This window comes from Methanobrevibacter sp. V74 (genome assembly GCF_963082495.1).
GTDB lineage: Archaea > Methanobacteriota > Methanobacteria > Methanobacteriales > Methanobacteriaceae > Methanocatella.
In genome coordinates this window covers 365,540-381,045 of record NZ_CAUJAN010000001.1, presented here as the reverse complement: position 1 = coordinate 381,045, position 15,506 = coordinate 365,540, and the positions used below count along the sequence as shown (strand labels likewise).

The window sequence follows — 15,506 nt, the reverse complement described above, 5'->3', positions numbered from 1 at the left end:
CCTTATTTTTTAATTTTTATCTTGTTTTTAACTGTTAAACTTCCATATTTAGTTTTAATATTGTATTTTCCAATTTTATATTTGATTTTAATTTTTAAAGTAGCTATTCCTTTAGAATTAGTTTTTACTTTATAGGTTTTCCCCTTAAAATTTATTTTGACATTTTTCTTTTTCAGGATTTTGCCTTTTTTGTTTAAAAGTTTAACTTTGAATTTTAAGGTTTCACCTTTTTTAACACTCTGATCCTTAGTGATTATGGTGGTTTTGACATTGATCGTATTGGAAACACTATAACCCTTATAAGTAGTTTTGATAGTATATTTTCCAGGATTTATGGATATTTTAAGTGATGCATAGCCATTACTATTAGTTTTTTTAGTATAAGTTCTTCCATTTATGCTGAATTTTACCTTAACACCTGCTGCAACCTTTCCATTATCATCTGCAACTTTAACTTTATAATATTTACCTTCCCCATAATACATTTTTAAATATGCATTTTCGGTTATTCTAGCTACAACTTTAATATTTTGAGTTTTAATCTCTCCAGTAGCCGGATTGATAATATGGATAACATAATTATTAGGAGCTAAACCAATGGTTAACCTAGCAATTCCATTCCCATCAGTGACCACATGATAATACTTAGAATTAATAATAACAGATACCTTAGCATTATTTAAAGGAACACTATATCTATCAAATAATTGAAATATATATTGTGAATTTAAAGTTTTGACTTCATCTTGTGAAATGATTGATGAATAAACAGTGACATTTGAACTAATACTTGATGAATTATAAGCATATGCCCCATTATAAATAGCTGAAACATTATGTAAACCAAAAGTTTCAAAAACATGATTTAAACTAGCAGTACCATTAACTACCTTAACAGTATACTCTTTAGAATCAATTTTAATAGTTACATTACCTGCATTAACTAAATCCCCATTTTGGTCTAAAATTGTAAAAGTAATATTGACAGGATTATAATGATTGGACATTAAAGAAATTGTAGTATTTAAAAAATTAATCACAAAGTTATCATTATCATCTGATGAGATATAACCATTATTTTCATAAATGGCACTAATATTGATCTCCCAAGGAAGTTTGGATAGATTAAGAACGGCAAATCCATTTACCACTGGAACTTCATATTCCACTCCATTAATGTTAAATGTGACATTTCCACCAGTTACTGGTCGGTTATATTGATTTAAAACATTTGCTGCAATATAAAAATTATCACCAGAAATATTAACAATTAAATTAGTTGTAGTGTTTATAAGATTTAACACAGTGAATGCTTTAATACAAGCTACTTGTGAGGTATAAGTATGAGATGAGTAATTCCAAGTTAAATTAAATATATCTACCCAGTTTTTCCCATCATAGCTTAAAAATGAGGTGTTTTTTGAATATAATAATTTATTTAAAGAAACGGCTTCGGATATAGGAAACTCCGCTTCGCCATCTACAGTAATTTTAAAGACAACTTCAAAAATATCTCCCTTACTAAGTGATACAAATTGATTTAAATTCAAAGTATAATAACCCATATTAGAAATTCCACTTTGTGCATGCTTTAAAACATTATTAACATAAATATAAAATGTATAATTAGTTACCTTTTTGAAATAAGTTGAAACAGCCGCTAAATACTCATAATCAGTTGCAGTGAATTTATTTTTATACCAAATAGTGCTTGAGGAGTTTAAGAAGTAGTCAGTTTTTCCGGGAATATCATATTGATAATTTTTATCATATTTAATAGTGTCATTTAAAATAAAAGTATAAGTGATATCTACTCTTCCAGGTTGAGCACATTTGGTATCATAATAAGAAACATAATAATATCCCTTATCTCCAGAATCAGTCCCCCAACTATTTTTAATTATCCATGCTCCATCACCCGGCGGGGCAGTTTTAAAATTATATTTAGAATAGTTATCATCCCATCCAACAATAGTTATAGCATGATTTGCACCTGAAGATCCATAATAATAGTGATTATTATTATTTACATAAGAACCATTCCAATGAATACTTGTTGCAACAGCACCATAATTCATAATAGCCATTTTTATTGCATTATTATCAGTATATGAACTTCTTGACAAATACACGACATTCTGAATATGATAAAAACTATTTAATACTGGTGATAAGAATCCTGAAGGATTATAAGCATCATCACTTTCATTTACAGGACCTAACCAACTTACAAGATAACCAACACCCATATCATCAAATCCGCCATTATTAGGCTTCATATCCCAACCATAATCTGAATAATATGACATTAAATTCTTCATATTCTCTTCAGACAAATCATAAGTAACGTTTGATGCTTTTAGGATACATGATTCTAGTGCGGCTAATGTTGCAAATGCCCAACAGTTACCTCCAGTCTTTTGATCTTTAACTGGAGTTACGTAACCTAAAGTTTTTAGATTATAACTGCTTGGCAATTGACCATTATATGTTGAATTACAATAAACTAAAATATACTCCCCATTAGAAATTGTCATATTTGGAGTATCAGTTTCAAAAACATCATTTGCAAAATAACCGAAGTTATTAATAAATGTATTGCCATTTTCAAGAGAACTTACAACATTGTTAGATATTGAATAGATAGCTCCAACAGTACTTGCATTATTGTTTGAAAATGTATTTAAGTAAATATGACATGAATCTGCATCATCAATGAACAATGCTCCCCCTTCTTTTGCAGAATTATTATCCAAATAAGAATTGGTTAGGTTAAATAAAGAGTACAGCGAATATATTGCACCACCATAATAACCAGCTTTGTTATTTTTAAAAGACATGTTGCTTAAAGATGAATTTGAACTTATAGAAATTATAGCTCCTCCGAAAAGTGTTGCACTATTGTTAATAAATTCAGAATTTGAAATATTCAAAACACCACCTTTAATATAAATTGCCCCACCAAATTTAGCTGTATTGTTTATAAAACTACAACTATCCAAATTAACATTGCCATTAGATCTGATTGCACCGCCATTTGTAGATGATGAGTCCCTAAATACTGTATTGACGGCTGTAAAATTAACTTTACTAATAATAGTTGATGAAACAAACGTGACATTATAAATAGCTAATGAAGTTGAAGAGATAAACATTGCATTTTTAACAAATGTTGTACTTGCATTTTCACCAATAATCGTTACATTTCTAATTGTTTTGTGGCCATTAAAATCATACGTACCACTAGCTAAATGAATAATTGAATCATCTTTAAGGTTATAATAATTCAAATTTTTGTAAGGGTTATCTGCAGTTCCATTTCCAGTGTCATTTTCGATATTTGCATTAAAATAGTAATCTGCGGTTAAAACATTACCCCCATTATTATTTGTTTCATTATCAACTGCAAAGCTTGATGGAATTAGAATTAATAAACATATAAATATTGATATAATCGCTATAAATTTAAATTTCATCTAATAATTTCCTCCATTATACCAAATTAAACACAAAAACTTGGTAAAATGTGTAAAGTATTTGTATTTAAGTTTACTATAATATAAATAATGTTGGTTTGAAAAAAAAAGAATTTGATTAATGAAGTTAAATTCATCATCAATCAATAAATATATATAATCCTTCCACTATTTGGCAGAACCTGAAATATGAAGAATAACTACCTGCTCGAATAATTTAACGTTCTATCTTTAATATATGAAAATTTATCCTCAATTAATAGTTCCCCATTTCTAAAAACAGTGCGCAACATGTTTTCACCATCATTATCAATTGGAATAGTTTTAAATGAATTATTTTCATTTATTAATTTGAATCTACCTGTTTTAGACTTTTTGCTTGAGTCTAATGGGTTTTTAAATATATCCTTCCATTCACCATTGCATAATTGAGCGGAACATTTAAAGCGTTTCTCTGAGTATCACGATTAACAGAAGTATGTAATCCACCACCCATTCCAAATATAATATTTTCAGCCGCCCATCCATTAGTTTTCATGGCGAATAGTATATCACGGATTTTATGATAGTCCAGTCCATCACCCCATAACAGTCCAATATTGGCATCGAATACCTTATATCCTTTATCTGTCAAATGAGATCCAAAACTTTCTCCAAGATATTTAAACAATCAATAGTTGTAGATACCGGTTCTCCACTGTCCGGTCTGAAAACTATTTTATTGCCTTTGATTTTTAAGAAATTATTGATGGCATTATTTAAAACAGAACCTTTAATTCCCGCCTGAGTTAAAAAATTCTTATAATTATAAGAATCAATAACCATAGATAAGATTCCATCTTTAGCATTATCAATCACATTAAGAACCTGTGTTAATTCACCATCAGGACCAAGAGAAGTCATGACACTATGTTCTGTTGCTTGAACACTAAAACCATATACATCTGGATCATTGTAATAGTTATCGGGGATTGCTAATGCTGGAATAGTATCAGTTCCAGAAAAACTCAATAAATGAGCAGAACCAGCTAATCGTGATGATTCAGTAGATGTAGCTCCCCTATATCCAAAATCATGCAACATAAAATTTAAATTGTCCAAGCTAGAACCTGTAACATTTAAATAAAAAGTACATAATTTACGAACCTCCGCAGACAATGTTGCAACTGTTGATGGATACCAAACTTACAATAATAATGATTCAAGATAATTTACTAACCAAAAAGATTTTTTATCAGTGTTTTCAATAGTCATTAAAACATTGCCTACCTCAACAGGTGTTCCTTCAGCTACTGCTTTGATTTCAATAGGCAAATTACCATCACAGTTATCAAGAATATACTCCCAACCTTTTTTATTGAAAATATCATCACCAATATGAGCGGTGATTAATTTATCTGCTTCATCAATTTTTTCTTGTGTAACAATTTGACCTTCCAAATACTTTTTAATTATATATTGAAGCCCATAAAAGATAGTTTTATTAAATTCAGCACCTAATCTACTTTCAAGATAGGAATACATTTTTTCAGTACATTCTGGGTAGAAATAGTGATGAGTTACTTTATAACTATCTGTTAAAAGGCAAATATTGTTTTCAATCATAATATCACTTTTAAAAGGTTATTAGATTATTATGAAATATATATTTAACTAAAAAGTTGTTTTAAAATTGGTGAGGGACGGTTAATAAAAAAAAAGAAAATAGAAAAAAAGATTTAGATATAACTAGTATCCTGTTTTCTAAAGTGTGCTTGTGGGTGATCACATAATGGACATACTTCTGGAGCTTCCTTTCCATAATGGATGTATCCACAATTATTACATTTCCATGCAATTTCTTCATCTTTTTTAAATACTTTACCTGCTTTGATTTTAGAGGATAATGCATTATATCTTTCTTCGTGTGCTTTTTCAGTTGCACCGGCTGCATCAAATAAATCTGCAATATCCTCTAAACCTTCTTCACGTGCGGTTTCAGCAAATCCTTTGTACATTGAAGTCCATTCTTCATGTTCACCCGCTGCCGCATCTGCGAGATTGGTTTCAGTGTCCGGCACTTTTCCACCGTTTAATAATTTAAACCAAATTTTTGCATGTTCTTTTTCATTGTCAGATGATTCTTGGAAAATTTCTTTAATTTCAACATAACCATCTTTTTTAGCTTGAGAAGCATAAAATTCATATTTTACACGTGCCTGAGATTCTCCTGCAAGTGCAGTTTTTAAATTTTCTTCAGTTTTACTTCCTTTTAAATCTGCCATAATAACATCTCCGTTAGTAATTTTATTTTTAATATAATATTTAAATATTGCCTTTTACTGTGCAAAAAATTTAGTCACAACTAAATAATTAAACAATGAAGACTCTTCTACTCTAAAATCACCAAGTAATGACTTCTCTTTCAATTATCATTTCATCATTACCAAAATTAGATACATTCTCATCACCTTCAAATACCATGAAAGCAAAAGATTTCTCATCTCTTGAGATAATTCCTTTTAATTCCTCAAAATCATTCCATTTAATAGAGTTTTTCATAAATGGATTAACTGGAAAATCCCATCTAAGATTATCTCCTTGATAATATTGAATAATTCCACCTGCATATTGCATAGCTTCTTCATCTAATAAGTAATCCCCATCAATTAATCCTTTAATTGATACATCTGGATGATTAGGGTGTTTGATGAAAAATACAACCATCTTATTCATTTAATCACCGAATAGATGATAAATATCTAAAAAAAATAAAAAAAAGTAGAGCACTTATTTAAAGTTAGTAGCTCTTTCTTCAAAGTGTGCTTTTGGAAATCCGCAAACTGGACATTTTTCAGGCGCATTAGGACCTTTGAAAACAAATCCACAATTTTCACATTTCCATTCAATTTCTTCTTCTTTTTCAAATACAGAATTGTTTTCTACATTAGCAAGTAATGTTCTGTATCTCTCTTCATGTTCTTTTTCGATTGCTCCAACCTTTTCAAATAAGAATGCAATCATTGGGAAACCTTCTTCTTTAGCGGTTTCTGCAAATCCTTTGTACATTGAAGTCCATTCTTCGTTTTCACCATCTGCTGCTGCATTGAGGTTAGCTATTGTGTCTGGAATTTTTTCATCGTGTAATAATTTGAACCAGATTTTAGCATGTTCCCTTTCATTTTTAGAAGTTTCCATGAAAATATCATGGATTTGAACATATCCTTCCTCTTTTGCTTTATTAGCAAAGTATTGATATTTTGTGTGAGCTTGAGACTCACCAGCAAATGCGTATTCCAAATTTTTTTCAGTTTGAGTACCTTTTAAATCAGTCATGATATACATCTCCAATAATATATGATATTAGTTTCATTATTTAAAAACTTTTTTAAAAAAAATGAACATAATTTTAGGCAAACCTAAAAAAAATAAAAAATAGCTTAAAAATTAAGCTATTTCTGAGTATAATAAACCAAATGCCCTATATTGTACAAATGCAATAAATGTATCGCCAACAATAAATGCTATAATTATACCAATAACTGGAATCAAACTGATAACTGCCATTATTAAAAAAATAACCAATATTAAAATATATAGCAAAATTATTAAAGCTAATGTTTTTCCAACACCAATTTCTTTTAAATCCCTATAAGATTTACCAAAACGTATTGCATCATCAATACTGCCTGTTTTTGCCAGTCTAGATTGTCCCATTAATGCCAATAATGAAAACATTATACACATTATTATTAAAACAATAGCAACAATAATTATAGATGCAGCAAAATCTGGTGTTAAAATAGTATTTAACAAATCAACAGGAGTTACATTACCTACAAACTCCAGATTAGTCACCTTTGTTGCAGCAATTCCAGTGAAAATAAATAATGCTATGGTAATAACAACCAGTGGAATAAAATAATATATAATATCTACAATAAACAATTTAATTCCATTTTTAAGATTTCTTTTAATATCAATAGAAGGTAATTCATCTTTTAACTCAATACCAAATTTTAAAACATCTAATTCATAACCAATAACAATTATTGTAATTATTAATGAAACAATACCTCCAACTATAACCATAAACTCATTTTTAAGAAATGTGCCGGGAAAATTAGAAATAAAACTCGCAAAAAATAGCACACCAATAATTAAAAATGTTTTAATGTCTGTAAATGGATATCTAATAGAATTTTTTAAAATTTCAAATATTTCCATAATATTCACCATTAAATATTATAAATTTTATACTATTTAAATATAAATGATAGATATTTTCTAAAAAAAGGAAGAAAAATAAACAATGAATAAATTGTTTAAAAAATGTAATACAAAATTAACATTAAAATGTTTATTAAAAAAAATAGATGAAAAATTATCCATCTACCCCAAAGGATTTTTTAAGCAAATCCACGTTAACAAAACCTTCTTTGTAAATTTTACCAGTAGTTAAATCATTAATTACTACTTCAGCAGGAGCAAACATTCCTTTATCGATTTTATAGAAGTCAAATTCAGCTTCTTTAAATACGTCGAAGAACGGTTTGCCATACCCATCAGCTGCAGAAGATGGTAATTTAGCTGCCACATCAGCAATATCATCATTTTCATCAGATTCAATATAGTAATAGGTTCTTCCACCGAACAATACTGCATCATTTGTTTTACCCATTGCTTTTAATCCGTTTGGGTCAATTGGTGCTATTGGTGCAATACCTGCTGCATGTTTTACTTTAGTTACATCAAATTTAATAGCTTCCAACATTTTGTAAGTTCCGTTTTCAACTACTCTGCCTGAAATTTGAATAGATCCAACAAGAGAAGAAGTAGGAGCTACAAGCAAGTAAACATTTTTAACATTAACATCACATTCATCAGCAATATATTGAGCAACATCTTCACCTGGCAATACATCAGCTTCAAGAGTTAAAATTGCTAATTCTGCATCTTTGTCATCATAACCAATTTCCTCATAAGTTTCTGCTGGTTTTAAAGCGATTGCCCTTGCAGGTCCTGAACCTAATGCAAAGAAATCACCCACAGAAACAGACCAGCCCGCTTTTTGAGAACCTAAGGTTGAAATAGAAGGTGAGTCAGTTTTAATTTTTACTGAAGGAAGTGCGAATTTTTCAGATAAATCTCCAGGAATTGAAATTCCAACATCGGCAACTCCACCAAGACAAACTTTAGTATAAAGTTCTCCGGCTTTAAAACTTCCATCTACATTAACACCACAATCAAGAACTGTAGCACCATTTTTTAAAGTTGCAACAGCGATGTTTATTTCATCTGCTTTTTCAATCATTACATCTACGGTTTTTTTAGCTTCTAAGTTTACACTTACCATAGTTTTAACCTCTAAAAAAATTTAACTTAAATATTAAGTTATTGAGTAAAAATTTATTTTTATTATTATTTATATTTGCCTAAATGAATCTTAATAAAATAGATTAAATCATTGTTTTGAGGCATTGATTTCTCTTACTACTTTGGCGATTTTTACAATTCCTTTATCTTGACTTTTATCAATAATTCTTAAAAGAGCATTGTCTGTTTTAATATGCCTCATAGCAAACAAACGAACATCATCACATTTAGCATTAATAACAATATCTGCCCATTCTTTTTCTAAATCAATGAATTTTACAATGTGATCCATATTGTCAAGGATGTGCGGTACTTCACAGGCAACCTTAACAAGCATGACCTTATTTTTAATTTTTATCAATGCGTTTTCTCTATTGTAGAAATGGAATTTATAATTTGAATTGCCCTCCCCAGGTAAAACATCATAATTGTGATTGTGAATAGCAATACTTGCCAATACAACTTCATCGGTTATTTTTTCAACTGCAAGTTCCTGAACCGACCTGTATTCAGACCTATCACCAATGAATGCTAGAATTGATTGATTAGTTAGAAATTCAACTAAATATAATTGGGTTTTTTCATCAAAATCATTTAAATTGAACTTTTTAAAAAACGATTCATCTAAACTATTGATAAGTTTAGATTTATTGTCGAATTCCTCAATATTCTTAATCATTTCCGTCTTAAACCAGTCAGGATACTTTTCAATAGCTCCGCAATTATTAAAAATAGATGTGATTGAAGTGCCATATGCTACTTTCCAATCATTTAAACTAGAAACATCAACAAGTGAAGAACAACCATAAAACATTTTATTCATAGCTTTAACATTAGAAACATCCCATTTACTTAATGATGAAATATCTACTAAAGAAATGCAGCTATCAAACATTCCCCTCATATATTCAACATTAGAAACATCCCAATTTTTCAAAGGAGAAATATTCATTAAAGCATTACAATCCCTAAATAAATAATCCAGAGAAACAACATTGGAAACATCCCAATTCTTCAAAGGAGAAATATTTTTAAGAGAAATACAACCTTCAAAAAGACCACTCATGCGAGCTATACCTGAAACATCCCAATTTTTCAAAGGAGAAATATTTTTAAGAGAAATGCAATGGGAAAATACTGCAAGAAGAGCCGAATTTCTATGCATGATAGTTAAATCCCAATTAGATAATGGTGAAATATCCTTTAAGCTACTACATCCCCTGAATAATGCAGTTATATTGAATACATTTGATAAGTTCCAATTTGCAATAGGAGAAATATCTTCTAAAGATGTGCAAAAATCAAATAAACATCCCATGTCCAAAACATTACTAACATCCCATGAAGACAGTCCTGAAATATCCCTTAATTTAGCACAATAAGCAAATAAATAATACATTTCACTTACCTTGCTAACATCCCATGTAGACAATGCAGAGACACTAACTAAATTACTGCAATCAGCAAACATGCGAGACATATGTCTTACATTAGATACATTCCAATTTGCAAGAGCTGTAATGTCTGTTAATCTGCCGCATCCAGAAAACATGTTAGAAGCATCTTCTACATGCGACAAATCCCAATTTACCAAAGCAGAAATATCTTCCAAACTTTTGCAGTCTTCAAACATGAAACTAACATCCCTAACACCTGAAACATCCCATGAACCAAGTGAAGAGATTTCCTGTAATGATTCACAACCAGCAAACATTTTTTTTAAGCTTTCAACATACCCGACACCTATTGTAACAATAGCCTTTAAATTTTTTAAACCTTCATATCTTCCTTCAAGTGAGGTTATACCGAACAAATCTTCACTGACATATACAATTTCTTCCTTATTTTCAACATCATCCCAACTAGTTAAATTTACACCATTTTTAAGAATAATAAGTGTATTAAACTCCCCTAATTCGTAAATACTGCTTGTAGTAGTGTTGAAATGTTCAAAATCATATAAGTGAATCTTAGCCATATTAACCCCCCAATTATAAAAAATAATATGTATTACAAAGTATATAAAATATTCAAATAAAAAAGCTTAATCATCATAATACATATCGTCATAATCAAATAAATCCGGACTATCTGATAAATCAGACCCACATTCTTCACATACCACTTGAAGGGTCATTTAAATGTCCGCAAACACTACAAGTTATCATGAACACCATCCCAATATTTATCATAATGAACCTTAGATTCATCATATCTAAGTTTTATATCGCTTTCACAAACAGGATATCCCACACAAATTACAGAAAATGGAATGCAGTAATCAGGAATATTTAAATATTCTTTTAATTTTAATGTACGTTCTTCAATTGGATGGAAACCTAACCAAACAGCACCTAAACCTTCATGAGTTGCTTGAAGTAAAATATTTTCATTACATGCTCCAAGATCCTGTTCGACCATTCTAACAATTTTGGCTTCATTTAAATTACCTACAGTGATGATTAAATGTGAAGCATTAGCTGCAGGTTTTGCAAACTGATGCATGGCAGAAATAGCTATCTTATCCTCCAGTTTTGAAACAACAATGAATTCCCAAGCCTGCTGATTACAAGCTGAAGGTGCTTGCATACCCGCTTTTAATAATTTGATAATTTTGTCCTTTTCAACCGGCTTATCTTTAAATTTTCGAATACTCTGTCTTTTAAAAATTACACTCATTTAATCACCTAATATGGCAATATTTGTTCTACTTTCAATGCTTTTTGAGGATACATTTTGTCATTTAAAAAAAATATTAAAAATCAATGAAACCTAATGTTCTTAAAAAGTCAAACAAAAATTACAGACAAAAAACCTCACAGTAAATTATACCATTAATAATATTTATAAATTTTTAAAAGGAATAAAATATAATCCATAAAACTTTCATAATATCAAAACACCTAAAATACTAAACAAAACCAAACATTTAAGTGTCACAAAGTATATAAAAATAAGATACGAGAAGTGTTTTGGTTTCGTGTTCTTAAATAGTTATTTATCTTCCCACATACTTATAATTAACTATTTTTAAAAATAAAAAACATGAAATAAGAATTTTTTTAGAAGCACTTAATAAAAAACTTAGAAAAAATTATTTATTGGACAGATTCAATCTAATTTTTTTCTTGTTTTGTAATGGATATCATTTCATCAATAGTTTTTCCTATACAAGATTCAAAGTGTTTTATGGATGAGTTATATCCTGCTCTTGTTGCATATGCCAAATTTCTTTCCAGGAAAATTGTTTAGTCTTTGATGACATATTTTTATTTTTCATATAGGATTATCCGTTTATTTTATGTAAGATCATTTGAAAAGTAAAATTGTGAATAAATATTGAAATATTCAACCACCGAATAACTCTTCAATCTCTTGGCGCACATATGGATAGTCATTACTATCAGTTAAAACATGTATCTGATCACTGTATATAATATTAAAATCCTCAGTTGGAATCATATACTTTCCATTTCTTATAACTGACACTACAATTGCATTTTTAGGGAAAGGAATATCTTTAATTTTAAAATTAATATAATTACAATCTAAAGGAACTATATATTCTGACAATACATGTTTTGAAGGTTTTTTAACCAATTCCTTATTTTTATTTAACAATAACCTATCATAAAGTGATTCATAAATTGGTTCGTTTCCAAGAAGTGTTGGAACAACATAAGCTATTAAGGAAACAAAAATCATAGCTACCAACGATTCCGTTGACCCTGACATCTCAGCTAAAAGAACTATTCCTGTAATTGGAGACCTGACAGTTGCTGCAAAAAATCCTGCCATTGAAATAATTATAAATCTATAAATTAAATCATGCTGCCATCCAAATGCCGGAACCACGACAGAGCCAAAAATAGCTCCAATATACGCTCCTAATACCAAAATTGGTAAAAATATACCTCCCGGAGCTCCAGATGAGAATGAAAACATTGAAAAGAGATATTTTAAAACCAATAATACCAATAATACACTTAGTGAAGGAATAGCTACATCCAATATATCCATCATAAAGTGTCCGCCATCGCTAATCTCCGGAATTAATAATGCTACAACACCGGAAAGCATGAATACCAATACAAATTTAAGCCATGATGGAATTTTAAGATTATTCAGCACATCACTTGATTTAATCAGTCCAATATTATAACCATAACCTAAAAGACCAATAATAACCCCTAAAATGATTAAAACCCAATATGAATCTAAAGGAATATCTAAAACTGGGAAATTAAGTATGGTGGATTGGCCAAAAATAATCTTTGATATGAAATCTGAAACAATGGCTGAAACTAATGCAATAAAAACTAGAGTTTTGTCAAATCCATGATTAATTTCTTCAAAAACGAATATCACCCCAGCTAAAGGTGCATTAAAAGCGGCTGTAATACCCACTGCAGAACCAACAAGAATTAATCTCAATTCATCTGTTTTTGATCCTTTAAAAATTTTTGCAATACCTTTTCCGGCCATACCTCCAATTTGAACTGATGGACCTTCAGGACCTAAAGACAGCCCGCCAATTGCAGTTAAAACTCCAGAGACAACTTTAGAAAATAATACTTTTGCCCAATTTGCTTCCATGTGTCCTTTTACCTCAGCATAAACTTGAGGTATTCCGCTTCCGGCTGAATCAGCTTCCCATTTAGTTAGCCAATCTATTAAAAGACCTAAAATTGCCAGAACTATGAAAAATAAGACAATGAAAAATATGTTTCCCTTTATTATGCTTAAATAACCTCTTAAAACACTTTCAGAACCTGCAAGCAACCATCTATATAAGCATACCATTAAACCTGCAAAAAAACCAACTAGAACACCTTGGACGGTTAATCTAAAAATATATTTTGGATTTTCACTTACAGACCTTAATGTTTTCTCAAGATTTTTCATTAGTCATACTTTATATCCCAAATAGTATAAATTAATTTCGAAACATTCCTCTTTCTTAAATTTAAAAACACGCATTCATTTTTAGTTGATAAATACCAACACATTTTAAAAAAACAATATGTCCATCAGAAGCGCATGGTGCAAGTGCTAATGGTTTTGCGATTGCATCATAACGTTCACATTCAGGTTTATCTTTTTCAGCCCGGTCCATAAAATATTGGTATATCCTTGCAAGACATTGTATACTTTTATCCCAGCATTTATCAAAGTTTAAATTATTTAAAAAGACAAAGGCCCTTAATTAATGGAGAAGTTAACATTAAGCATAACAATTTTACAATTGATAAACTATCATGAAAACAAGGCATTTCTAATTAGAACTTCGCCAAGTATTTCCGCACTTTGCACAACGGATAAAATTAGTTGGCGCTTCATCAGCAGATCTTGTTTGCACTGTCCACCAATAACCTTTTGTCCCCCCACATTTATAACATGTTATTTTTGTAGTTGGGAGTGCAACATTTTTATTGTCAGTCACAATGACTTTAAATTGAGGATTTTTATCTCCTTCAAATGTATATTGCTCTTCAATATCATTTTTAGTTAAATTTTTCCCATATCCACATTTACATTTGATTTTGCCTTTTTTAGGCATTAACATTGCACCACAATCAGGACAGAATTCCATATTAAAAAACACCATTAAAAAATTAATAAATATTACATTTAGAAAAACAAGTTTATAAAATAATCGGTTAAAAAAAGAAAAAAAGTTATATGTGGAAGGCTTAGCCCTCCACCATTATCAGCTTACCTGTAGCGGGGTCTTTATAAACTTTACCCATTTCAGTATAACCTTGACCAGAACTATTTGAAGTGTCTGGAGTCTCGTTTAATTGTTGACCTTGGTCTACTTCAGTCATTTGTTTCTGCATTTGTTCTTGAACATTATGGTCCGGATCAATCATAGCTTGCATGTTCCAACTTATGATAACAAAAACTAAAAAACCAACTGCAATAACCAGCATCGCATCTACAAGGTTAGATGTACCAGTCATCGGGTCTTCTTCGACACGTTTAGACCTACGTCTACTATGTTTTCTTACCATAAAACCACTATTCATTCATTTTATCTAATACTGTGTCAATTAAAGCATCTAAATCTGATAAGTATCTATCATACCATCCGGAACGGATTTTTCCAATAACGTAACATAATGCACCTGAACCAATACCTACAATAGTAGTGTTAAATGCAACTGTTAAGGATGATGCCAATGTATTAATATCTCCCGCACCTAATGCTGCAAGACCAGGACCCATTGGAATTAAAGTACCCATTAACCCTAATGTTGGTCCAATACGAGTAATAATATCAGTATTTTGTAAAGTATTCATAGTTTTTTCTTCTTCAAACTCGAATAATTTACGTGCTAAAGCTTCTCTGGAAGTATCACCAAGTTCACTTGAAGAAGCTATTTCAAGTAAAACTTTTTTTTGTGATTTAGGAATTTTAGCATTTGAAATTACATTTTTTAATGATTCAATAGAATCTGTAGCATTAATATCATATATTAAATCTCTTATGGTTCCAATTGGAACTTTACGTCTTGATGTATATTCTGCAATAGCCCCACCTAATGTAATAATGGAAATGATAACAATAACAATTAAAATAATCAAAACTGGTATTGTCAAACTCTGGGATATCACATCAAGAGAACCTGTTAAAAACTCTCCACCCGGTATATTTAAAGCCATATTTTTCAC

General features: G+C 29.9%; 13 protein-coding genes and 1 pseudogene. All 14 read right to left on the bottom strand.

The features are described 5' to 3' along the window. Positions 1 to 2: 2 nt before the first annotated feature. Positions 3 to 3,476 carry a C1 family peptidase gene (locus tag Q9969_RS01845; RefSeq protein WP_305553815.1) on the bottom strand — a complete coding sequence of 1,158 codons (3,474 nt, stop codon included), beginning with the start codon at positions 3,474 to 3,476 and terminating at the stop codon, positions 3 to 5. Between the two features lie 200 nt (positions 3,477 to 3,676). Beyond that, positions 3,677 to 5,081, bottom strand: a pseudogene (locus Q9969_RS11590) (nicotinate phosphoribosyltransferase). A gap of 113 nt (positions 5,082 to 5,194) precedes the next feature. Further along, the gene (rbr, locus tag Q9969_RS01830) at positions 5,195 to 5,740 is read right to left on the bottom strand and encodes a rubrerythrin (RefSeq protein WP_305513006.1); all 546 of its coding nucleotides are present in this window, start codon (positions 5,738 to 5,740) and stop codon (positions 5,195 to 5,197) included. A gap of 118 nt (positions 5,741 to 5,858) precedes the next feature. Next, positions 5,859 to 6,191, bottom strand: a complete 333-nt coding sequence (locus Q9969_RS01825; protein ID WP_305513004.1) for a hypothetical protein — start codon at positions 6,189 to 6,191, stop codon at positions 5,859 to 5,861. 54 nt (positions 6,192 to 6,245) lie between these two features. Then, a complete protein-coding gene (rbr, locus tag Q9969_RS01820; protein WP_305513002.1) occupies positions 6,246 to 6,791 on the bottom strand; it encodes a rubrerythrin in 546 nt (181 codons plus the stop codon). Positions 6,792 to 6,902: 111 nt separating this feature from the next. Continuing rightward, positions 6,903 to 7,682, bottom strand: a complete 780-nt coding sequence (locus Q9969_RS01815) for a DUF4013 domain-containing protein (protein ID WP_305513000.1) — start codon at positions 7,680 to 7,682, stop codon at positions 6,903 to 6,905. A 157-nt stretch (positions 7,683 to 7,839) separates the two neighbouring features. Continuing rightward, on the bottom strand, positions 7,840 to 8,811 hold the full coding sequence (gene mch, locus Q9969_RS01810) for a methenyltetrahydromethanopterin cyclohydrolase (RefSeq protein WP_305512998.1): 972 nt from the start codon (positions 8,809 to 8,811) through the stop codon (positions 7,840 to 7,842). 108 nt (positions 8,812 to 8,919) lie between these two features. Next, entirely contained in the window at positions 8,920 to 10,809 is a 1,890-nt protein-coding gene (locus tag Q9969_RS01805; protein WP_305512996.1) for a BspA family leucine-rich repeat surface protein, read from the bottom strand. A gap of 176 nt (positions 10,810 to 10,985) precedes the next feature. Then, positions 10,986 to 11,510: a nitroreductase family protein gene (locus Q9969_RS01800; protein WP_305553811.1), complete on the bottom strand. Its 525-nt coding sequence runs from the start codon at positions 11,508 to 11,510 to the stop codon at positions 10,986 to 10,988. A 669-nt stretch (positions 11,511 to 12,179) separates the two neighbouring features. Continuing rightward, positions 12,180 to 13,736 carry a ClC family H(+)/Cl(-) exchange transporter gene (locus Q9969_RS01795; protein WP_305553808.1) on the bottom strand — a complete coding sequence of 519 codons (1,557 nt, stop codon included), beginning with the start codon at positions 13,734 to 13,736 and terminating at the stop codon, positions 12,180 to 12,182. A 61-nt stretch (positions 13,737 to 13,797) separates the two neighbouring features. Further along, positions 13,798 to 13,947: a hypothetical protein gene (locus tag Q9969_RS01790; RefSeq protein WP_305553805.1), complete on the bottom strand. Its 150-nt coding sequence runs from the start codon at positions 13,945 to 13,947 to the stop codon at positions 13,798 to 13,800. Positions 13,948 to 14,106: 159 nt separating this feature from the next. Further along, a complete protein-coding gene (locus Q9969_RS01785; protein WP_305553802.1) occupies positions 14,107 to 14,424 on the bottom strand; it encodes a transcription factor S in 318 nt (105 codons plus the stop codon). 100 nt (positions 14,425 to 14,524) lie between these two features. Beyond that, the gene (locus tag Q9969_RS01780) at positions 14,525 to 14,845 is read right to left on the bottom strand and encodes a DUF2149 domain-containing protein (protein WP_305515175.1); all 321 of its coding nucleotides are present in this window, start codon (positions 14,843 to 14,845) and stop codon (positions 14,525 to 14,527) included. A 7-nt stretch (positions 14,846 to 14,852) separates the two neighbouring features. Then, the gene (locus tag Q9969_RS01775) at positions 14,853 to 15,497 is read right to left on the bottom strand and encodes a MotA/TolQ/ExbB proton channel family protein (protein ID WP_305515177.1); all 645 of its coding nucleotides are present in this window, start codon (positions 15,495 to 15,497) and stop codon (positions 14,853 to 14,855) included. Between the last annotated feature and the right edge of the window lie 9 nt (positions 15,498 to 15,506).